The organism is Nocardia sp. NPDC058633 (assembly GCF_042717045.1).
Taxonomy (GTDB): Bacteria; Actinomycetota; Actinomycetes; order Mycobacteriales; family Mycobacteriaceae; genus Nocardia.
This window is the reverse complement of sequence record NZ_JBHXRA010000001.1, coordinates 129,913-149,969: the sequence shown is the minus strand read 5'-3', so window position 1 is coordinate 149,969 and position 20,057 is coordinate 129,913. Positions and strand designations below refer to the sequence as shown.

At 67.2% G+C, this 20,057-nt stretch carries 23 protein-coding genes, 1 tRNA gene and 1 other RNA gene; 8 read left to right on the top strand and 17 right to left on the bottom strand.

What is annotated here, in order from left to right; genetic code table 11:
• Entirely contained in the window at positions 1 to 861 is an 861-nt protein-coding gene (locus ACFWUR_RS00675; protein WP_378899687.1) for a TIGR03619 family F420-dependent LLM class oxidoreductase, read from the top strand.
• A 243-nt stretch (positions 862 to 1,104) separates the two neighbouring features.
• Here the strand turns inward: ACFWUR_RS00675 and ACFWUR_RS00670 are convergent, their stop codons facing one another.
• The 3 genes from ACFWUR_RS00670 to ACFWUR_RS00660 are packed head-to-tail and all read right to left on the bottom strand — an operon-like array spanning position 1,105 to position 2,757.
• The gene (locus tag ACFWUR_RS00670; RefSeq protein ID WP_378899684.1) at positions 1,105 to 1,935 is read right to left on the bottom strand and encodes a helix-turn-helix domain-containing protein; all 831 of its coding nucleotides are present in this window, start codon (positions 1,933 to 1,935) and stop codon (positions 1,105 to 1,107) included.
• The gene (locus ACFWUR_RS00665; protein ID WP_378899681.1) at positions 1,932 to 2,447 is read right to left on the bottom strand and encodes a DUF6879 family protein; all 516 of its coding nucleotides are present in this window, start codon (positions 2,445 to 2,447) and stop codon (positions 1,932 to 1,934) included. The genes ACFWUR_RS00670 and ACFWUR_RS00665 overlap by 4 nt, the downstream gene beginning before the upstream one ends.
• Complete coding sequence (locus ACFWUR_RS00660) at positions 2,419 to 2,757, bottom strand: hypothetical protein (protein ID WP_378899679.1); 339 nt, start codon at positions 2,755 to 2,757, stop codon at positions 2,419 to 2,421. The genes ACFWUR_RS00665 and ACFWUR_RS00660 overlap by 29 nt, the downstream gene beginning before the upstream one ends.
• Before the next feature lie 337 nt (positions 2,758 to 3,094).
• Here ACFWUR_RS00660 and ACFWUR_RS00655 point away from each other — a divergent pair, with 337 nt between their 5' ends.
• Positions 3,095 to 3,316, top strand: coding sequence for a hypothetical protein (locus ACFWUR_RS00655; RefSeq protein ID WP_378899676.1), 222 nt, complete (start codon positions 3,095 to 3,097; stop codon positions 3,314 to 3,316).
• A gap of 471 nt (positions 3,317 to 3,787) precedes the next feature.
• Here the strand turns inward: ACFWUR_RS00655 and ACFWUR_RS00650 are convergent.
• The 7 genes from ACFWUR_RS00650 to ACFWUR_RS00620 all read right to left on the bottom strand — a co-directional run bounded on the left by ACFWUR_RS00650 (position 3,788) and on the right by ACFWUR_RS00620 (position 10,369).
• A tRNA-Ala gene (locus ACFWUR_RS00650) sits at positions 3,788 to 3,860 on the bottom strand.
• A gap of 179 nt (positions 3,861 to 4,039) precedes the next feature.
• On the bottom strand, positions 4,040 to 4,780 hold the full coding sequence (locus ACFWUR_RS00645; RefSeq protein WP_378899673.1) for a DsbA family protein: 741 nt from the start codon (positions 4,778 to 4,780) through the stop codon (positions 4,040 to 4,042).
• A gap of 65 nt (positions 4,781 to 4,845) precedes the next feature.
• Positions 4,846 to 6,177, bottom strand: coding sequence for an MFS transporter (locus ACFWUR_RS00640; protein WP_378899671.1), 1,332 nt, complete (start codon positions 6,175 to 6,177; stop codon positions 4,846 to 4,848).
• Entirely contained in the window at positions 6,174 to 7,811 is a 1,638-nt protein-coding gene (gene pgm, locus ACFWUR_RS00635) for a phosphoglucomutase (alpha-D-glucose-1,6-bisphosphate-dependent) (protein ID WP_378899668.1), read from the bottom strand. The genes ACFWUR_RS00640 and pgm overlap by 4 nt, the downstream gene beginning before the upstream one ends.
• A 47-nt stretch (positions 7,812 to 7,858) precedes the next feature.
• The gene (crcB, locus tag ACFWUR_RS00630; RefSeq protein WP_378899664.1) at positions 7,859 to 8,221 is read right to left on the bottom strand and encodes a fluoride efflux transporter CrcB; all 363 of its coding nucleotides are present in this window, start codon (positions 8,219 to 8,221) and stop codon (positions 7,859 to 7,861) included.
• 64 nt (positions 8,222 to 8,285) lie between these two features.
• Positions 8,286 to 8,702: a fluoride efflux transporter CrcB gene (gene crcB, locus ACFWUR_RS00625; protein ID WP_378899661.1), complete on the bottom strand. Its 417-nt coding sequence runs from the start codon at positions 8,700 to 8,702 to the stop codon at positions 8,286 to 8,288.
• A 173-nt stretch (positions 8,703 to 8,875) separates the two neighbouring features.
• Positions 8,876 to 10,369, bottom strand: a complete 1,494-nt coding sequence (locus tag ACFWUR_RS00620) for an MFS transporter (protein ID WP_378899658.1) — start codon at positions 10,367 to 10,369, stop codon at positions 8,876 to 8,878.
• 130 nt (positions 10,370 to 10,499) lie between these two features.
• Here ACFWUR_RS00620 and ACFWUR_RS00615 point away from each other — a divergent pair, with 130 nt between their 5' ends.
• The 4 genes from ACFWUR_RS00615 to ACFWUR_RS00600 all read left to right on the top strand — a co-directional run bounded on the left by ACFWUR_RS00615 (position 10,500) and on the right by ACFWUR_RS00600 (position 13,540).
• Entirely contained in the window at positions 10,500 to 11,177 is a 678-nt protein-coding gene (locus ACFWUR_RS00615; RefSeq protein WP_378899655.1) for a TetR/AcrR family transcriptional regulator, read from the top strand.
• Positions 11,178 to 11,234: 57 nt separating this feature from the next.
• A complete protein-coding gene (locus ACFWUR_RS00610) occupies positions 11,235 to 12,536 on the top strand; it encodes a D-arabinono-1,4-lactone oxidase (protein ID WP_378899652.1) in 1,302 nt (433 codons plus the stop codon).
• Between the two features lie 141 nt (positions 12,537 to 12,677).
• Positions 12,678 to 13,091 carry an arsenate reductase ArsC gene (locus ACFWUR_RS00605; RefSeq protein WP_378899649.1) on the top strand — a complete coding sequence of 138 codons (414 nt, stop codon included), beginning with the start codon at positions 12,678 to 12,680 and terminating at the stop codon, positions 13,089 to 13,091.
• Positions 13,092 to 13,141: 50 nt separating this feature from the next.
• On the top strand, positions 13,142 to 13,540 hold the full coding sequence (locus ACFWUR_RS00600) for a VOC family protein (RefSeq protein WP_378899646.1): 399 nt from the start codon (positions 13,142 to 13,144) through the stop codon (positions 13,538 to 13,540).
• Here ACFWUR_RS00600 and ACFWUR_RS00595 read toward each other — a convergent pair.
• On the bottom strand, positions 13,516 to 14,004 hold the full coding sequence (locus ACFWUR_RS00595) for an NUDIX hydrolase (protein WP_378899643.1): 489 nt from the start codon (positions 14,002 to 14,004) through the stop codon (positions 13,516 to 13,518). The two genes, ACFWUR_RS00600 and ACFWUR_RS00595, sit on opposite strands and share 25 nt — an antisense overlap.
• 119 nt (positions 14,005 to 14,123) lie before the next feature.
• Positions 14,124 to 14,819, bottom strand: a complete 696-nt coding sequence (locus ACFWUR_RS00590) for a helix-turn-helix domain-containing protein (protein WP_378899640.1) — start codon at positions 14,817 to 14,819, stop codon at positions 14,124 to 14,126.
• 195 nt (positions 14,820 to 15,014) lie between these two features.
• Here ACFWUR_RS00590 and ACFWUR_RS00585 point away from each other — a divergent pair, with 195 nt between their 5' ends.
• Positions 15,015 to 15,839: a DUF1266 domain-containing protein gene (locus ACFWUR_RS00585; protein ID WP_378899637.1), complete on the top strand. Its 825-nt coding sequence runs from the start codon at positions 15,015 to 15,017 to the stop codon at positions 15,837 to 15,839.
• On the opposite strand, the gene ACFWUR_RS00580 is transcribed toward ACFWUR_RS00585, so the two are convergent.
• A complete protein-coding gene (locus ACFWUR_RS00580) occupies positions 15,817 to 16,698 on the bottom strand; it encodes a hypothetical protein (RefSeq protein WP_378899634.1) in 882 nt (293 codons plus the stop codon). The genes ACFWUR_RS00585 and ACFWUR_RS00580 overlap by 23 nt on opposite strands.
• A 123-nt stretch (positions 16,699 to 16,821) precedes the next feature.
• Here ACFWUR_RS00580 and ACFWUR_RS00575 point away from each other — a divergent pair, with 123 nt between their 5' ends.
• The gene (locus ACFWUR_RS00575) at positions 16,822 to 17,031 is read left to right on the top strand and encodes a DUF5302 domain-containing protein (protein WP_378899631.1); all 210 of its coding nucleotides are present in this window, start codon (positions 16,822 to 16,824) and stop codon (positions 17,029 to 17,031) included.
• Positions 17,032 to 17,121: 90 nt separating this feature from the next.
• Here ACFWUR_RS00575 and ACFWUR_RS00570 read toward each other — a convergent pair whose 3' ends face one another.
• The 4 genes from ACFWUR_RS00570 to ssrA form a co-directional block, all read right to left on the bottom strand.
• Positions 17,122 to 18,180 (bottom strand): hypothetical protein, encoded by a 1,059-nt coding sequence (locus tag ACFWUR_RS00570; RefSeq protein WP_378899629.1) that lies wholly within the window; start codon positions 18,178 to 18,180, stop codon positions 17,122 to 17,124.
• Between the two features lie 154 nt (positions 18,181 to 18,334).
• Positions 18,335 to 19,027, bottom strand: a complete 693-nt coding sequence (locus ACFWUR_RS00565) for a cation transporter (RefSeq protein ID WP_378899626.1) — start codon at positions 19,025 to 19,027, stop codon at positions 18,335 to 18,337.
• Entirely contained in the window at positions 19,027 to 19,356 is a 330-nt protein-coding gene (locus ACFWUR_RS00560) for an ArsR/SmtB family transcription factor (RefSeq protein WP_378899623.1), read from the bottom strand. Before ACFWUR_RS00560 ends, ACFWUR_RS00565 begins: the two co-directional genes overlap by 1 nt.
• Before the next feature lie 105 nt (positions 19,357 to 19,461).
• Positions 19,462 to 19,834: a transfer-messenger RNA gene (ssrA, locus tag ACFWUR_RS00555) on the bottom strand.
• Positions 19,835 to 20,057 lie beyond the last annotated feature (223 nt).

The window sequence follows — 20,057 nt, the reverse complement described above, 5'->3', positions numbered from 1 at the left end:
GTGAAGTTCTACATCAGTACTGCCTACCTACCCGTCGAGGAGATCATCCCCATCGCGCAAGCCGCCGATGCGCTCGGCTACCACGGAATGGCGATCCCCGACCATCTGATCAACCTCGCCGAGATCTCCACCCCGTATCCGTACACCTCCGACGGGCAACGCCGGTGGCCCCCGCACACCCCGTGGCCGGACCCGTGGGTGCTGGCCGGGGCATTGGCGACCGTGACACAGAACCTGCGCTTCGTCACCACCGTCTACGTCGCACCCCTGCGGGATCCGTTCACCGTCGCCAAGGTCGTCGGTACCGCCGCGCTGATCAGCGGCGGGCGTGTCGAACTCGGACTCGGCGTGGGGTGGTGCAAGGACGAATTCGACGTTTTCGGAGCACAATTCACCGGACGGGGCCGCCGGACGGATGAAATGATCACGGTATTGCGCAGGCTGTGGCAACCAGGATGGACCGAATTCGAAGGTACGTATTACCAGTTTCCGCGCTTGGAGATGAGTCCAACGCCCCCACCCATACCCATCCTCGTCGGCGGCCTCAGCGATGCGGCTCTGGCCCGGGCTGCCCGCAACGACGGCTGGATCGGGGACCTGATGACCACCGCTGAAGCCATCGACACCGCCACCCGACTTCACCGCCTCAGACACGAACAAGGCCGCGACACCACCGATTTCACCGTGATCGCGCCACTGACCGATGCGTTCACACCCGATCAGTTCCAGCGCGCGGCCGACGCCGGTGTCACCCACACCCTGACCATGCCGTGGATGTACTACAGCGGACCCGATGCCGGCATCGCCGAGAAGATCGCCGGGCTCGAGAAATTCCACGGACAATTCCTTCCCGCTGCCTGATACGTGCGGTCGTTGCCCCCCGCCAGCGCTCCGCGCGGCGATATCAACTGCACAAAACGAACGCTCCTCTGCCGTGGCCGGTTCGGCTCACTGAACAGACCGGCGTCACGGTCTAGGGATCGAGCGGGGTACAGGGGCGGAGTCCGACAGCGCGCTACCGTGCGCGAACACGGAACATCTCCGGAATCGTGAAGGTTCCGGGCTGTCGTCGTCTGGTCGGTCACGAGGAGGCTGCGGCGCGACCTACAGCCGCGTTTCCATCGCCCGGCGGATGAGCACCCGGGCAAGTTCCCCGGTGGCGGCCTGGCGGGCGAGCGCGTCGAACGCGCGGAGGTAGATCAGGATCTCGCGGGGTTGGGTCACCCGCAGTTCCGCGGTGATCGCTTCGACCGTGACGAGCCGCTGATCGAACAGGACGAAGTTCGTTGCCTGTATCGGCATCTCGGCTCTCGCGGGGATGATGCCCAGCAGCACCCTGGACAAGCCCGCCACGGCAAGCAGGCGGTCCAGTTGGCCGACCATGACCGCGTCATCACCGACCGTGGTGTGTAGTGCCTGTTCGGCGATGAGGATGTGAAACTTCCGTCGACCCGAGTACAAGAGCTGTTGGCGTTCGATGCGGGCGGCGACGCCCTGGTCTACGTCGTCGGGGGTCCGATAGAACTCGACATAGCGGCGAAGAACGGCAGTCGCGTAGTCCGCTGTTTGCAAAATACCGGGGACGATCTGCGGTTGGTAGATCCGGATCATCTCGGCCGACTCGGCTAGGCGGATGTTCGCCTTCTGCGGCCGGCGTGTGCCGGTGCCCAGGACCTTGCGCCACTCGGTATACGCGGTCTCGATGTTGTGCAGGGTCGCGAGAAGGTCGGCGAGCTGGTCCGGGGTACCGGTATGAACGCAGTAGGCGCGGAGGTCGTCGGATGACGGTGCCTGTCGGCCGTTCTCGATCTTCGAGACCTTCGACTCACCCCAACCAGCGAGGTCGGCCAGGGCGCGGCCGGTAATGCCTGCGGTACGGCGAAGCTCCCGGAGCCTGGCCCCGAGAGCTTCCCGCGCGTCTGCCGGATTGGTCACCCGGCGAACTCCCCGAACGGAACAGCCATCTTCCACAGCCGGTCACGGGTCGTCACGAAATGATCGACCACGGCCGGGTCGGTGGTGACCGCCAAGCCTGCCGGGGCTCCGCCTTCGTCGGTCAGGTTGTAGACGATCCGCTCGTCGTCGAACAGCCACGCATCATCCGGTGGGATCTCGCCGGCGGCGTGACGTGGCACGTACCGGATGTCTTCACCCGCTTCGACGTTGTGGCCGGTGACCGACAGCAACCATCGCTGATAATCGCTCAGTGGGACCGTGACAATCCGAACACGACTCACGCTCACACCGCGTTCGGTGGTTTCCCGCATGAGCGCCTGCCACGGCGTCGCGGTGTAGGGCGCTGGCTCACCAGCGAGGAACGCCCGCAGGCGTTCGTCCTCGTCGGCGACGAAATAGGCGTCTCGGCACTCGAAATGGAACGCTGACCGCTGGGTTTCCCGGAACAGTCCGGGCCAGAGGTCAGGCTCGTCGTTGGGCCGATAGCGCACCGTAGAAGGTCCTTTCGAGCTTGGGGACCTCGATAGCCGACTCGTCGGCGGCGAGGTTCATCTGTGCGAGCGTTTCCGGGTCGGTGATCGGTCGGCCGGTCAGGGTGAACGTCCCTCGGCCGGTGTCGGTCATCGGTACCCCGACGTAGGTATCTGGTTGGGCGAAACCTAGGAGCAGGTGCGGGATTTCAATGGTTTCCGGTGAGTCCGTCTGCCATCCCTGCACCGCGTAGGTGTCGGCATCGGTGGCGAACAATGTCGGGCATCCGCCCGAGTCACTGCCGCCGTTGCCAAGGAACGTAAGGCGCATCGCTACCCCCTGGTGAGAACTTGCGCGAGCTTTCCCGCACTGTCACATCGCCCCCCGTGTCACACAGGTTGTCACCTGTCCAGACCAGTTGGAGCAAGTTCGAGAAAGTTCCTGTTCGGGCGGTTGTGCAACCCCATACCGTCACCTCCAAATGCTCCAGGCGGGTGAACCAGGTGTCCTCGCCGGGAGTGGACCCAGAGAGCACCCAGGAGGCCGCGATGCTCCCGCAGCGGACACCCAGAAACAAGCGCCCGCACCCGATCGAAGTCGCACCACCGAGCGTCATCCGAAAGATCTTGGAAGCGCTCGACGCGTGGCCGACCAACAAGCAGCCGTCATGACCAGCGCGATGAAAGCGCAGCTGGCCGACCTGACCGAACGCGCTGCACGCCGGTCGATGACTATCACCCCCGACCAGGAAGGCTGGCAACTTGCGAGCCCCTGGCGCGTGGTTGTCCTCGGCGACCTCGATGCGATCGGCGCATGGCTGAGCGCGGCAGAAACCTACGCTCGCCGCCCCCGGCGGTACTTCCCGGCTGGATGTCAGGCGGACATGTGACCGGCGGCCTGTTGCTCGCGGTTGCGATCCCGCTCGCGGTGTTGGTCGGTACGGTGTTCTGGCCTGAGCCGATCCCAGAGGACCGGAAGGTAGAGGCGATCCAAGCGCATCGAATCCGAGCGCAAGCACCAAAAAGGCCGCCGGACCAGGTGTCCGACGAACTCGGTAGACCCAAGAACAGGCGCAAAAGTTCGCTGGACAGGCATCGAAGCACCCACTGCACGCGGCATACCTGATGCCGCACGCGGGCATCCCGGCGTCCGGGATCGCAGCGTGGCACGGACACGATCCGCGGATGACGACCTCGGCCTACAACCGTGTCTACGACGAGGGCTGACCGCTGCGGAGTCGGTGATGTTCGGCGGCACCGGCAAGGCCGTCTTACCGACTGTTCTCCCGGCCGATGGCGCATCGGCCCAGAACGCAAAAGAGACCCGGTTCGAAAACCAGGTCTCATCTGCGGTTATTGGGTGGAGCTAAGGGGACTCGAACCCCTGACCCCCACACTGCCAGTGTGGTGCGCTACCAGCTGCGCCATAGCCCCGTGTTCAGTTGTTCCAGCGGCTCTCGCTGCTGCCTGAATGAAGTTACACCATGTGTCTGAGAGACAACAAATCGGCTGGTAGACGGCGAAAATGTGGGGCTCTGGACGGGTGCTCGCGCATTGTGCGACGGGAAGGATCGCCTGGTCAGGGGTAGGATGTGCCGAACCTCACGCGGGGCTCACGGGGCCAGGTTCACTACCCAGTTCTCGTCCTGCCAGTTGATCTTGGTGGTGCCGTCGTAGATCGAAGGGGTGGCGGCCTTGTTGCCGGTGCGGGCGTCGAGGTCGGCGAGGTTCTTCGCGGCGGCGGTCTTGGCGGCCTCGGACTGGGTGCTGTTGTTGATGCAGGCGGCGACCGATTCGGGGGCACCGGATTCGGTGGCGAGGTTGGCCAGGGCGGGGTTGCTCAGGTCGGAGCCGCCTTCTTCGGGCTGCTTCTCGGTGAACAGAGCGTCGTGGAACTTGCTGTAGGTGGGTCCCGAACCCGCTTGGGCGACACAGAGATTCGCCGCCGTCGCCCGGGTGGAGTAGTCCTTGCTCTTGGACTGGGGGTCGAGGAAGGTGACGAAGTGGTAGTTCACCGCGAGCTTGCCTTCGTCGATCTTCTGGGCGAGTTCCTGGCCGAAAGCGGTTTCCATCGCGCCGCAGGCGGGGCAGATGGGATCTTCGAAGATGTCGACGGTTTTCGGGGCGTCGGGGCGGCCGAGGCGGATGACGCCCTCGGGAGTGGTGCTGACCTGCACGGCGGCCTCACGCACGGGGCCGTAGCCCTCGTTGCGGACGGCGGGCGGCGGTTCCGCGCTCCACTTGTAGACAGCGAACACGATCAGTCCGATGAGGACGACCGCCACCGCGGCCAGCGCGTAGGTGGTGTTGCTGGAAACGGGGCGCGGATTGTGCGAAGAACCGGCTGTGCTCACCCGTCCACTCTGCCTCGAGTCGTCGGCGGCTCGCCGCCCGGGCATGTCGAAATGGCGCTGACCTGCTATTGCGGCTTCCCGTAATCGCTGCGCCGACCGGTGGGAACCATGCCGTCACGCACCACCGGCACGCCGTCGGGGCTGCCGTCGCAGCTGCATTGCGGGTCGATGCCGTCGCCCGCGTGATCGGGGTGCTCGGGATCTTCGGGGTGGACGATCCGCGAGGGCTCGGGAGTCACCAGCCAGACCGCGGCCGACACCGCCAGGATCGAACCGGTGACCGCCATGCCCACGCCGAAGGAGGTGCGCTCGGCCAGCCAACCGATGACGATCGGTCCGAGGACGGTGCCGAGATCGGCCGACATCTGGAACGCGGCCAGCACCGGACCGCCGCGAGCCCGCGAACCGATCACATCGGCCAGCGCCGCCTGCTGCACGGGGCTGAACATCCCCGACCCCAGCCCCGCGATGAACGACGCCACCAGAAACCACGCGATGTCGGGCGCGAACCCGAGCGCACCGGTGCCGAGCGCACAGATGACGGACCCGGTGATCAGGAAGGGTTTGCGCCCGAACTTGTCCGAGAGCCGACCCGACAGGAACAGCACCGCCGCATTGCCCGCGGCGAACACCGTCAGCGCGACGCCCGCCATGCCGACTTCCTGGTGCAGGGTCTCCACCACCAGCAACGGCACGAACGCCATGCGCACACCGAACACCGCGATGCCGCCGGCGAAACTCGACAGCAGCACCGCCCGATACGCGGGCTCGGCCCAGCCTTGCCGGAAGGTGAATTCGATGGACTTCGTCCCGTTCTCGGGAGCGAGCACCGGCGATTCACGCAGCCCGGCGAACACGATCACGCACACGACGAGCAGCGCGGCCATGTAGATGAGGAACGGCGCACGCAGCCCGAAACTCGCCAAGCTGCTGCCGACCAGCGGCCCGACCAGTGAGCCGATCAGGAAGCTGGTCGAGTAGACCCCCGAAACCCGTCCGCGCGCGGCGGGCGGTGACACCCGGATGATCAGCGCCATCGACGACACCGTGAACATCGTGGATCCGATGCCGCCGAGCGAACGCAGCACCAGCAGTTGCCAATACGTCTGCGCCAGCGCACACGCCCCGGTCGACACCGCGACGATCACGATGCCCGCCAGGTACACCCGCCGCTCGCCCAGCTTCTGCACGAGCCGACCGCTGGCGGGCGCGAACAACAATCGCATCAACGCGAACGCGCTCACGATCGCCGAGGCCGCGGCGATACCGACGCCGAATTCGCGGGCATACTGCGGCAGCACGGGCGCGACGAGGCCGAAGCCCAACGCGATCACGAACGCCGCCGCGATCAGAACCCAGATCTCGACGGGTAGCCGAACTTTGGTCGGAGCGCTCACTCGCCCAGCGCCTGGTTCACCATCTCCTCGGCCGCGGCCTGCACCTGGGTGAGATGTTCAGGACCGAGGAACGATTCGGCGTAGATCTTGTACTTGTCCTCGGTGCCCGAGGGGCGGGCGGCGAACCAGGCGTTCTCGGTGGTCACCTTCAGCCCGCCCAGCGGCGCTCCGTTGCCACGCGCGGTGGTGAGGATGCCGGTGATCTCCTCACCGGCGATCTCGGTGCCGGTGACAGCGTCGGGAGTCAGGCGGGCGAGCTTGGCTTTCTGTTCGCTGGAAGCGGCGGCATCGACTCGCGCATAGGCGGGGCTACCGTACTGGCGTTCGAGTTCGCCGTACCTGGCCGACGGGGTCTGGCCGGTGACGGCGGCGATCTCGGCGGCGAGCAGCGACAGCAGGATGCCGTCCTTGTCGGTGGTCCACACGGTGCCGTCCATTCGCAGGAACGACGCGCCCGCGCTCTCCTCACCACCGAACGCCAAGCTGCCACTGAACAATCCGGGCACGAACCACTTGAACCCGACCGGCACCTCGTACACGTCGCGCCCGAGCACGCCGACCACGCGGTCGACCATCGAGGAGGTGACGACGGTCTTGCCGATCTTGGTGAGCGCGTCCCACCACATCCGGTTCGCGACGAGGTATTCGATCGCGACGGCCAGGAAGTGATTGGGGTTCATCAGCCCACCGTCGGGGGTGACGATGCCGTGCCGATCGGCGTCGGCGTCGTTACCGGTGGAGATGTCGTAGTCGTCCTTGATGCCGACCAGGGCCGCCATGGCGTGGCGCGAGGACGGATCCATCCGGATCTGGCCGTCGCTGTCGAGGGTCATGAAACGCCAGGTGGGGTCGACGAACGGGTTGACCACCTCGAGCTCGAGATCGAAACGCTGCCCGATCTCCTCCCAGTAGTCCACGCTCGCGCCACCCATCGGGTCGGCGCCCATCCGAATGCCGGCGCCGCGAATCGCGTCCAGGTTCAACGCGTTCGGCAGGTCGGACACGTACTGGTCGAGGTAGTCGTAGCGCTGCACGTGGGCCTTCATCGCCTGGTCGAGCGACACGCGCTTGACCTCGGCGAGACCTCCGCGCAGCAGTTCGTTGGCACGGGCGGCGATGGCGTCGGTGGCCTTGGTGTCGGCGGGGCCGCCGTGGGGTGGGTTGTATTTGAAGCCGCCGTCGCGCGGAGGGTTGTGCGACGGGGTGACCACGATGCCGTCGGCCTGATGTTTCGTGCCGCCTCGATTGTGGCGCAGCACAGCGTGACTCAGCGCGGGCGTGGGGGTGTAGCGACCGCGGGCGTCGATCACGGCCGTGACGTCGTTGCCTGCCAGGACCTCGAGCGCGGTGGTCCAGGCGGGTTCGGACAAGGCATGGGTGTCGCGCGCGAGGTAGACCGGGCCGGTGATGTCGCGGGTGGCGCGGTATTCGACGATCGCCTGGGTCATCGCCATGATGTGGGCCTCGTTGAACGCGCTGTCCTCGCTGGACCCACGGTGACCCGAGGTGCCGAACACCACCTGCTGGCTCGGCTCGTCCGGGTCGGGGACGAGGCTGTAGTACGCGGTGACCAGGTGGGCGATGTCCACCAGGTCGGTCGGGCGGGCAGGCCGTCCGGCGCGATCGTGGGCCATGGTGGGTGTTCCCTTCCGTGTCGGCTGCGCGCGGCTGGTCATGAGGATCATGCGCACAACCACTGGGTCAGGGACGCGGCGGCATACACCGCGGCCAGGCTCGCCGCGACGCTGATCACGGCATTGCCCACGGCATACACGTAGGCGCCCTCGGTTACCAGACGGATCGTCTCGTAACCGAACGTGCTGAACGTGGTCAGCGCACCACAGAAGCCGGTTGCCGCGAATGCCAGCAGCGCACTGCCCGCACTCGCGCCGATCAGACCCCCGAGCAACGCCGAACCGACAATGTTAACGGTTAGCGTCCCCCATGGCAGCCCAGTCGGGAACCGCGCCGCCATCTGCCGGTCGATCAGGTACCGGGCGGGTGCGCCGAGCATGCCACCGGCCATCACCAGCACCACCGTCATGCCACTCCTCCCGGTGTGGGAGCCCACATCTCGACCATCGGATGGCACCCTTCCGTCGTCGAATTCACGCGCACCCCCGCCGCGCCACCCACCGCGCGGCGCTCATGGCCACCGCCACGGCGCCGAGCGCCGCGAGCACCGACACGGCGAGATAGGCCACCGCCGTGCCCGTCGCACCGGTGTCGAGGAGTCCACGAATCTCGAGGCTATAGGTGGAGAAGGTCGTGAAGCCGCCCAGCACACCGATTCCCAGGAACGGCCGGACCAGTTTCGGTGCGGCCCACAGTTCGGTGACCACGACCATCAACACCCCGATCGCGAAGCACCCGAGCACATTCACCGTCAACGTCGACCAGGGGAATCGGCCCGCGGGTACCGGCCACCAGTGTCCGACGCCGAAACGGGCGGTGGCGCCGAGCCCGCCGCCCACCGAGATCGCCGCGAGGACGGCCGGATCGAGTGCCGGGGGCCGCGCTGTCATGCGTTCGCCTCCCGTTGGCCGATCCGTGTGGTGGTCGTTGCTCATCGTATCGAGACCCACCGACACCCGGGCGAGCGGTGCGGCCGTAGCAAACTTTCAGCAGACCGCGCGATCGAACGACGATGGCCCGAACCGATTGTCGGTTCGGGCCATCGTCTCGCGGGTGTCGCGGATCAGTGCGCCAGCACCGGCTCGCCTTCGGCCGGAGCGGGCACGGTGTTCGGCATGAGCACGCCGATCACGATCGCACCGAGTACGAAAGTGGCCGTCGCCCACCAGAAACTGGTGGTGTAGCTCTCGATCGCGCCCTGCGCCACGGTGAGCGGACCCGGCTGATGCGACGACACGTAGTCGGTCATCGCCGAGGCCGCGATGGTGCTGAGCAGCGCGGTGCCGATGGAACCACCGACCTGCTGGCTGGTGTTGACCATCGCCGAGGCGACGCCGGCGTCCTCGTGCTGCACGCCCGCTGTCGAACCCTGGAACGCGACGGACATCGCACCACCGAGGCCGAGACCGAGCAATACCAGCGCGGGCAGGATGTGGGTGACGTACCCCGAGTCCAGCCCGATCTGCGTGAGCCACAGCATGCCCGCCGCGGCGACCAGGAAACCGCCACTGATGATGACCTTGGCGCCGACCTTCGGCAGCAGCAACGACGGCGCGGTGGTCGAGGAGGCCACCATGCCCGCCACCATCGGCAGGAACGCCAGGCCGGTCACGATCGGCGTGTACGCCAGGGTCAGCTGCATGTAGTAGGTGAGGAACAGGAAGATCGCGAACATGCCGATACCCATGATGAACACGGTCAGGTACGACGCGCCACGGGTGCGGTCGGCGACGATGCGCAACGGAAGCAGCGGGTGGGCGACCTTGGTCTCGATCCACACGAAGGCCGCGAGCAGCACGGTGCCACCGATCAGGAAGGCCAGTGTGGTCGGGTCGCTCCAGCCGTTGGACTCGGCGTGGGAGAAGCCGTAGACGATGCCGAACAGCGCGACGGTGACGGCGACGGTGCCGGTCCAATCGAGCTTGGGCCGCGAGGTCGCGACATGCTTGGCGAGCAGCAACACGGCACCGACGAGCGCGACGGCGGCGAAGATCAGGTTCACATACATCGCCCAGCGCCACGACGCCCATTCGGTGAGCACGCCGCCGAGGAGCAGGCCGATCGCGCCACCGGTACCGGCCACGGCACCGAAGATGCCGAATGCCTTCGCCCGTTCCTTGGGTTCGGTGAAGGTGACCGTGAGCAGCGAGAGCGCGGCGGGCGCGAGCAGCGCACCGAACACGCCCTGGCCGACGCGGGCCGCGACCAGCATCTCGAAGCTGGTGGCCGCGCCGCCGACGGCCGAGGCCACCGCGAAGCCGACCAGGCCGACGATGAAGGTGTTGCGCCGACCGAACAGGTCGCTGAGCCTGCCGCCGAGCAGCAGGAGGCTGCCGAAGGCGAGGGCGTAACCGGTGATGACCCACTGCCGGTCACCGTCACCGAACCCGAGGTCGGCCTGCGCGGCGGGCAGGGCGATGTTCACGATCGTCGCATCGAGCACGACCATCAGCTGGGCGATGCCGAGCACGGCGAGCACCCACCAGCGCAGCGCGTGCGAGCCGCGACGCCCGCTATCCGCCGAGCTCTTCGGCCCGGTGTCGAGTGTGGTGGTCATAACTCCCCTTGAAAGGCTGCGTGTGGTTTCTGGGTGGCATAATCGGAGATACCGCCTCCACTTCATTCGAAGCTACCAGATTAACGGAGAAACGACCTCCACTTAATCCCCGGATTGTTAGGATGCCCCTGTGAATCACGCCACGACGACTGCCACACCCCCTCGCAGACTGCGCGCCGACGCCGCGCGCAATCAGCAACGCATCGTCGCGGCCGCCCGTGAACTGTTCGCCGATCACGGCCTCGAGATCACCCTCGACGATGTCGCCGAGCGCGCCGGTGTCGGCGTCGGCACCGTGTACCGACGCTTCGCGAACAAGAAGGAACTCATCGCCGAGGTCTTCGATCAGCACGTGAAGGACTTCGCCGACGCCGCCGAGGAGGCAATGGGCAATCCGGACGCCTGGCTCGGGCTCGTCGAATTCTTCGAGAGCGCGTGCAAACACCTGGCGACCAACCGCGGGTTCGGCGAGGTGATGCTCGAGCTGGAGGAAGATCCGGCCCGTTTCGCCGAGCTGCGCGATCGGATCCACCCGTCGGTCACGGGGATCATCGATCGCGCGCGCGAGGCGGGCGCGGTGGACCCCGATGTCGCCACCTCCGACTTCTTCGCGCTGATCCACATGGTCAATTCCATCGCCGAGTTCGCCGCACCCGTGAATTCCGAAGTGTGGCAGCGTTATATGGCCATCGCGCTCAACGGGGTCCGCACCGACGCGGTGCCGCGCAGGCCGCTGCTGGTCGCGCCGATGTCGGACGAGCAGGTCGAGCAGGCCAAGGCCGCAGGCTGCCTCGGCCGTCGTCGCTGAGCCGAAACCTGTCCGAGAAGTAGCGCGCGTCACAGCGCATCCTCTACAGTTGGACACATGACCAAGAGCACCTGGGTGAACTGGGCAGGCGAGCAGCGCTGCACACCCGCCATCGTCGCCGCGCCGCGTGACGTCGAGGAACTGGCCACGATCGTGGCCGATGCCGCCGCCGCGGGACGGACCGTGCGTGTCGCCGGGGCGGGGCACTCGTTCACCGACGCCGTGCTCACCGACGGCACGCTGGTCGATCTCAGTGGCCTGGACAAGGTTCTCGACGTCGATACCGACACCGGGCGCGTGCGGGTGGAAGCCGGGATCTCGCTGCACGCGGCGAGCCCGCTACTGCACGCGCACGGACTGGCCTTTCCCAATCTCGGTGACATCGATACGCAATCCCTCGCGGGCGCGACCGCCACCGCCACCCACGGAACCGGTGCCCGGCTGCGCAATATCTCCGCGGCATTGCACGCGGTGGAGGTACTCCGCGCCGACGGCAGCCTGGTGGAGCTCGACGAGCAGACCGATCCCGACGGCTGGAAGGCGGCCCGGGTCAGCATCGGCGCGCTCGGCATCGTCACCGCGGCCACCCTGCAGCTCGAGCCGTCGTTCGTGCTCGAGTGCGTCGAGCGCCCGATGACACTGGACGAGGTGCTTGCCGACATCGACGAATTCGCCGACGGCAGTGATCATTTCGAGTTCTTCGCCTTCCCGCACAGCAACACGGCGATGACCAAGGCCATCAATCGCACCGAGGCGCCGGAACAACCGCGTGGCAAGGCGAGCGAGTGGCTCAACGACATCCTGATCGCCAACCACGTCTACGACGGCATGTGCAGGCTGGGCCGCCGAATTCCGGCCGCCATCCCCATGATTCACCGCGCCGCCACCCTGGCCGGCAGCTACAACCGGCAGGTCGACCGTTCCTACCGCGTGTTCGCCACCCCCCGGCTGGTGAAGTTCAACGAGATGGAATACGCGATCCCGCGCGCGCACGCGGCCGAGGCGATTCGCGCGATCCTGGCACTGGGACAACGATTCGGTACGCCGATGCCGATCGAGGTGCGCTGGGTCGCCGCCGATGACGCCTTCCTGTCCCCCGCGAGCGGTCGCGACACCTGCTACATCGCGGTGCACCAGTATCAGGGCATGGCCTGGGAGGCGTACTTCCGCGCGTGCGAAGCGGTGTTCGACGCCTACGACGGCAGGCCACACTGGGGCAAACGCCACTTCCAGACCGCCGAGACACTGCGTTCGCGCTACCCCGAATGGGACCGCTTCACCGCGGTCCGACGACGCTTCGACCCCACCGGTGTGTTCGCCAACGACTACGTGCACCGGGTGCTCGGCGCACTCGACTGAAGCCGCGGCGGGGCGGACACTGCTCGGACAACAAAGTCGCCGGTTCACCCGCACCGCCCCCGACACCGCGCCCTGATGGAATGATGGCGGGTGATATCCGAAGCGCCACAAGCACTTCGCCCCTGCGCCGAAAGGGCGACCATGGCCCACACACCCACCGTGCTGTTCGTCTGCGTCCACAATGCGGGCCGATCACAGATGGCGGCGGGATTCCTGCGTGCCATGGCCGGTGACCGGATCGAGGTACGCACCGCGGGCAGCGAACCCGCGGCAGCGTTGAACCCCACCGCCGTGCTGGCCATGGCCGAGATCGGGATAGATATTTCCGGCGAGCGGCCCAAGTCGCTCACCGATGATGTGGTCGGGCTCTCCGATGTGGTGGTCACGATGGGGTGCGGCGAGGCGTGTCCGTACTTCCCCGGGATCAGCTACCGCGACTGGGTGCTCTCGGATCCGGCCGGGCAGCCGATCGAGGTGGTCCGCAGTATTCGCGACCACCTGCAGATCCTGATCGGCAATCTGATCGCGGAACTGGTGCCGGTGCCCGCGCGCTGAACGTCCGATTCGTTCAAGACGCACAGCGCCGGGGTGTTTACGCTGCGAATATGACTCCACAGCTCGATGTCGTGTCCGTTGTTGTTTCCGATATGGCCGCTTCGTTGGCCTTCTACCGCAGGTTGGGCCTGGTCTTCCCGGACGGCTCCGAATCCGAGGGCCACGCCGAGGCCGTGATCGGCGGTGGCATGCGGCTGGCGCTGGACACCGAGGCGACGATCGCCTCCTTCACCACCGACTGGCAGCCGCCGAGCGGACCCGGGCGCAGCAGTCTCGCGTTCCGCTGTGCCGATCCGGCCGAGGTCGACAAGCTCTACGCCGAACTCGTCGACGCCGGCCATCACGGCGAACTCCCGCCGTGGGATGCCTTCTGGGGTCAGCGTTACGCCTCGCTCGCCGACCCCGACGGGCACGGGATCGACCTCTACGCGCCGTTGTCGCCCGAGTAGGCCGACCAGTCGTGCGGGTTGCGCTGTCGCTGCTCGTAGCGACCGAGCAACTCGCGGACCTCGTCGCTGACCGGGGGTTCTCCGCTGAGCCTGGTCCACAGGTGCGCGTCGTGGTCGGTGAGCGTCACCGGTCCTGTCGCGTCCACATCGGCGACGAAGGTGAACTGCCTGGTGCGGGCGCCTTCGCCGGTGAGGTAGTCGAAATCGCCGAGGTAGTCGCTGATTCCGGTGACCTGCAGTCCGGTTTCCTCCGCGACTTCACGGGCCAGCGCTTCGTCGAGTGCCTCACCCGGCTCGACGACGCCGCTGGGCAACTCCCACCGGCCGCCGAGGAAGTCCGATCGTCGACGGCGCAGGATGAGCACTCGATGATGGCTGACGATGACCGCGCCGACGACAAGCCGGCGGATTTCGTCTCGTTCTGCCTCGATACGGAGCGTGGAGTACACGGTTTCGTCGATCATCGGGTCACATCCTCTCGTCGGTGTTCGGATCGAGCACTTGCGACGGGGCGTGCACTAGTGAGCCTAAACCTTCCGTCCCGCTGTGCCGAATGAGACTTTCCGGGCGGGCAGCCGCCCGATCAGGGTTTCTGCAGGGTGCGTACCGAACATCCGGCCAGGTCACGAACCTCCCGCGACAGGTGCGCCTGGTCGGCGTAACCGGTCACCGCAGCGATCTGCGCGGCGGGAATTCCCGTGCGAAGCGCCGCCAACGCACGTTGAAAACGCAGAATACGGGCCAACATCTTGGGTCCGTAGCCGAAGGCGAACAGGGAGCGTCGGTGCAGCATCCGAGCCGACATGCCCGTCTGGGCGGCGGTTCGGGCGATCGTGGCGCCCGCAGCCAGGGAGTCGACGACCGCGGTGAGCGCCGGATCGGCGGGGCCGCTGTCGGCGGCGAATCGTAATGCGACCGCTTCCAAGGCCGCCACGCGGTCGGGCGCGTTGTCGATGCGGTCGACGAGTTCGCGGGCGGTGCGCGACGGTGCTATCTCGGCCAAATCGACGCGCTGGTTCAGCAACTCGACCGCCGGAATCCCGAGCAAGGTCGGCGCGGTTCCGGGCGCGAACCTGATGCCGACGTATTCGCGCGCACGCGCCGCCGCAGCCGAGAACGCGCGATTGTCCGGGCCCGCCACCATCAGGGCGCCCTCGGTCCAGATCAGGTCCATGCAGCCGTCGGGAAACACCGTGACGGGCCCCGATCGAGCGGGCATGGTCCGCGCCCAGACCACCGCTCGGCCCAGCTGCGATTCGCGCTCCCGATATTCCGCCACACTTCGACGGTAGCCCTGCCCACCGACAGACGACCCTGATGGGCTGGACCCGGCGGTCCGAGCCGACCCGTCCACCCCACCCACCGCGAACGGATCCGAATACCGACCCACCGTAAGATCTGGCGGCACGACGTTCGCTCGGCGGAGGGGTGCCATATGCAATCGACAGCATCAGTGCGGGATGGGCGGCCGCGGGTGGCGGGGTTTCCCGGCGCGGACATCGATATCGAGCCCGACGTCTGGTCGGGCGCGGCCGTCGACGACGACCGGATCCGGGCGCTGGCCGTCGGCGCGTATTACGGGCGCAGTTGGGGTGCGCAGTGCGATGGGGTCGCGTTTGTGCCGGAGGAGCCCGACAGCTCGTCGACGCGGCGCGAGACCGCGATCGAGGGACTGCACGAGTCGTGGGGTGTCGACAATGCCGAGGACGCGCACGACACCGTGCGACGACTGCTGGCCGGGATGCACGCGCCGCTGTTCGAACTCGTCCATCCGCTCGCCGTCATGGCCGCGACCGATACCGGGCGGGTCGACCGGTCCGGGTTGGCCGATGAGCATCGCGAATTCCTGCACACGCTCTCGGGTTTCCGCGGCTACCGCGGGCCCGCCGGGATCGATCGCGACTACGACGCGTGGCTGCAAGCCATCAAGCTCGGCATCACCGACAGCCTGCCGACGCCGTTGCAGATCGATGCCACGGCATGGGATCTGGCGCGGTTGGTGTTCATCGCTCGCGCCGCGTGCACGGCGGGCTATCTGACCGAGGACGAGGCATGGGACCACATGCTGACCGGGCTGGACCGGGCGCGTCAGCACTATCGCAACTGGCGGCAGTTCGGCGACGGGTTCCTCACGGGGGCGATCTTCTGGGCGGCCACCCAGGACCTGTCGGCCGCGAAAAGCCAAGTGGCCGAACGCAGGCGGATGATCGCGGGGCTGCACCTTCGGCCGTCGAGCCCGTGGCGGCGGGTGGCCCTGCATCCGGGTGCGCCGGTGTTCAGCCCGGCATCGTCAGCATGATGCCGACGGCTTGACGGCGGAACGGTTCGTCGTCGACCATTCCGAGTTTGCGACGTTCCACCAGCAGTTGCCATTCGCCGAAGAGGTCGGCGGAGTTGGGCGTGGACTGGGTGATGGATCCGTCGACGTGCTCGATCTCGCAGGCGAGACGCACGGCCTCGGTGACGCGGATGAAGTCGGCGGGCTCCCAGTCGACGAAGTCGAGGTCGGTGCCCGCACCCGAAATCCGCAGGGTCGCGAGCTGCCCGGGCGGCGTGCGGACTTCGGCATCGGTGAGCACCGAGACCGGGAATTCGTAGACCGCCCACGCGGAGACGAACAGCAGGCGCAGCGTGGTGATCGCGACCAGGCCCGGAGCGCCTTCGTGGCCCGCCTGGGCCAGTTCGAGGACGTACTCGTCGGCGCGGGCACAGCCGTGCAGGATGTCGATCTCGCGTAAGGAGTTGCCCGCGTGCCGCATTCGCCGCGCTGCGGCCGTGACGTCGGGGCGCTGTCGACCGTTCGAACCCTGAACGGGTTGCGGCGGAACCAGATTCGGCCTCGGCGGGAACACCCTGCGCAAGCTGACGAGGTCGCGTTCCACGGCCCTGATCAGCGCCTGCGCCTGCTCGCGTAAGCCGGTCTCGAGGAACACCGGCACCGGATGCCGGTCGGTCGGCGCGCCGTTGACCACGAACTGTGCCGACCGGAAGAACAGCAGCAACGCCATCTGCCCGTCCTCGGTGGTGGCGAGCGCGATCCTGCCCAACTCGGCGACACCGACGTCCAGCGCGATTTCGTGGTCTGCGCGCAGCGGCGTCGTCACCAGCCGTCCGTCCGCATAGCGGACCGCGACTCGCTCGCCCCATACTTCGATCACAGCCACATCCCTCCTGGCCTGCCTCGCATCGGTGGATCCTACCGAGGGGGCGCCGAGGGGCAGGCGATGGTCCTGTCGAAGGTGAGTTGGTTCGAATGCGTGCCGAGGTGGCAGGCTGTACGCATGCCCGATGAACAGGAAGTCTCCGCCGAACTGACCGGTGACGCGAACGAAACCCCGGAAGAGGCGACCAAGCGAAAGTTCCGCGAGGCGCTCGAGCGGAAGAACGGCCACTCCTCAGCCGGTGGCGCGGCCCAGAATTCGGCGAAAGTGCGTGGCACCCACGCTCAGGCCGGCGGGAAGCGCACCTTTCGCCGTCGCGCGGGCGGCTAGGTAGGCGCCCGCAGCCTCGCAGTTCCGTGAGCAGCCCTGCCACCGCCGGTAATCGCCGTGCGGCGCAGGGCTGTTCGGTGGGGCAGGCAGTTATTGCAGCCGGGAGGTATCGGCGTCCGCTTCGGTGCGAACGGCGTTCTCGAACGTGGTGCCGCTGTCCGCTTCGCTGAAAACCAGCCAGCATCCCCGAATGGCGCCGAGCAGGTCCTCGAGCAGGTCGATCGCGGGGCGGGTGGGGTCTAGGCGGCAGATGCGGTAGCCGTCGGACCACGCGTCGGGATCGTCGTCCTCGTCGCGCTCCTCGACTTCCTGCGCGGCCTCGATGATTGCGTCCAGGTCGCGCACTTTGCCTTCGGACACGGCGATGGCATCGGCGATGAGGTCGACGACCACCTGGGTGGGCGTCTCCCCCGCACCGAGCCGTTCCAAGACCACCGTCGGCGTCTCGACCTGGAGTGCTTCGATGTCGTCCGCCTCGGCGACGACATCGACCGGCTCGAGGCCCGTGATCTCACCGGCCACGGTTGCCGCGGCCCGCAGCCAATGCGCGGCCGCGACCGATGCGGCAGCGGGGTCCAGTTCGGTGAACAGGTCGATCGTGCCCAGGGGATTGCCGCGCAGCAGCGTGTCGGCGGCATGGACCTGGACCGGGGAGATCTCCGGGCGGGTCAGTTCGACAGCTTGTCGCGCCCGGCCTCCCAGATCGCCCAGCTCCGCGGCCGTGATCGCCGCCTGCTCGGTCAGTACCTCGTTCACCACACGGTCGATCAGGCCCGCGTCACCGACCGTATGGAGCACGCGGCCCAAGTGATGCGCCGATTCCTCGATGGGGCTGTAGAAGACCAGCATGCACCCCTCGTCGTCGGGCAGGTTGGGCGTGCGCAACGCGGCCTCCACCTTCGCGAACCGCCCACGCTCCTCCGCCCGCCGCCACGCCTCCCCGTTCTCGACATCGGGGTCCCCGGCCGCGGTCGCCGGGTGGGTGTAGGTCCGCCACTGGAACCGAGCCAGACTCGCCAACGCCGCGGCCAGTTCCACCCCGTGCTCCGGGCCCGGCAGTTCGGCGATCGTCTCGGCGACGTCACCCCGACCGGTCCCCCAGGTGGCGACCAGCGTTCCCGCACCCGAGTCGTATGCATACCGCGTCATTCGGTCAGTTTTACGTGGCCGGTCCGCACCGGGCCGCACCAGGGTCTCGCCTGTCCGGCCGGAGTCCGATCGACGCGGTGTAGGAGCTATCTCCGGGCGGTGTCGGCGATCCCGCTGGGCAGGTCGAGCCGAGGGCGACGTGCCCGGATCGCCGTCACGAGCACCGATCTCCACCAGCGCAGCAGTCGTCCGACGTGGTGACCGTCGGTGGTGTCGCGCAGCAGGTTTCGCCCTTCCAGGCGTCGAGCCCCTCTTTGACCGCGATCACCGCGATCACCAGCGCCGCGAGCGGGTCGGCCCACGACCAGCCGAACAGGCTGTTGAGCAGCAGACCGACCAGCAGCACCGCCGAGAGGTAGGTGCACAGCAAGGTCTGTTTCGAGTCGGCGACCGCGGACGCCGAGCCCAGTTCGCGTCCGGCCCGCCGCTGGGCGACGGACAGCACGGGCATGATCACCAGGCTCGCGGCGGCCAGTCCGATCCCGACGGCCGAATGCCGGGGTTGCCCGTCGCCGAGCAACGAGCGGACGGCGTCGACGCCGACATAGGCGGCCAGCGCGAAGAACGAGAAGGCGATGACCCGCAACGCCACCTTCTCCCGCGCCTGCGGGTCGCGACCGGCGAACTGCCACGCCACCGCGGCCGCCGAGGAGACCTCGATGACCGAGTCGAGCCCGAACCCGATCAGCGCGGAGGAGGACACCCGCGCGCCTTCGGTCAGCGCGATGGCGGCCTCGATCACGTTGTAGCTGATCGTCGCCGCGACGAACCAGCGGATCCGCGTAGCGAGCACCGCCTTGCGTGCCGAAGTCGGCGCGAGCGGCGATGGCATCCCCAGTGCGTCCATCAGCAGCAGCCGTCCGATTCCGCGGCCGGGCAGCAGGCCGGGTCGACAGCCAGGACCAGCCCGACCAGATCGTCCAAGGCCTGGCCGATCCGCGCATCGGCCAGCTCATAACGGCTGCGCCTGCCCTCCGGGACCGCGACGACCAACCCGCATCCACGCAGACAGGCCAGGTGGTTGGACAGGATCTGGCGCGAGACGCCGATCGCCGCCGCCAACTCCGACGGATACCCAGGTTCCTTGCGCAGGCTCAGCAGGATCTTGGTGCGCGTCGAGTCGGAGAGGGCGTAGCCGAATCGGGAGAGTGCGTCTGTCTGCACCGTGGATTGCATCTTCGAATAGTACAACTAAATCTGTATTCAGAAAATGATGTACTTGGTAGTTGGATGCGGGAACACGAAAAAGCCCCCCACCTGCGTGTACAGGTGGGGGGCCTCGAGTGGAGCTGCCGGGAATCGAACCCGGGTCCTCCGCCGCGTCTTCAGGGCTTCTCCGTGTGCAGTTCGCTGTGTCTCTGCTTGGATCTCCAAGTCTCGCGAACAAGCCTGGATGACGATCCCAGTCGCTGTTAGATGTCCCCTCCGACTCCGCGACCGAGCCGAACGGTAATTCCCTCTAGCTGATGCCAGTACCCGGGTCGAGGGACGAACCCGGACTGACAGAGACGACCTGGCTACTTAGGCAGCGAGGGCGTACTCGCGCTGATTGGAATCGGCGCTTAATTGGTTGCAGCGACGCTTACGGTGGTCTCTTGCCTGCACCGACACGCTTCCCCTGAATCAACGTACGCAGTCGAAACCGTTCAGCCCCGTACGTGCCCGCACCGTGCGGGCTAGTCATATTAACACCGGAGCGGCACCAGATCATCCCATTATTTTCTGCCAGCTCGCGGTGGCGCCGCCGTGATCTTGTGGCGAACCGTGTCGGACCGTGTCGACGAATCGGGGTGGCGCCGCCGGTAGTGGCGGGTATCGTTCTCGTTCGGCCGCGCCGGAACTGTGGAATGTACTGGGCGACTGGAGCGAGGAGTTAT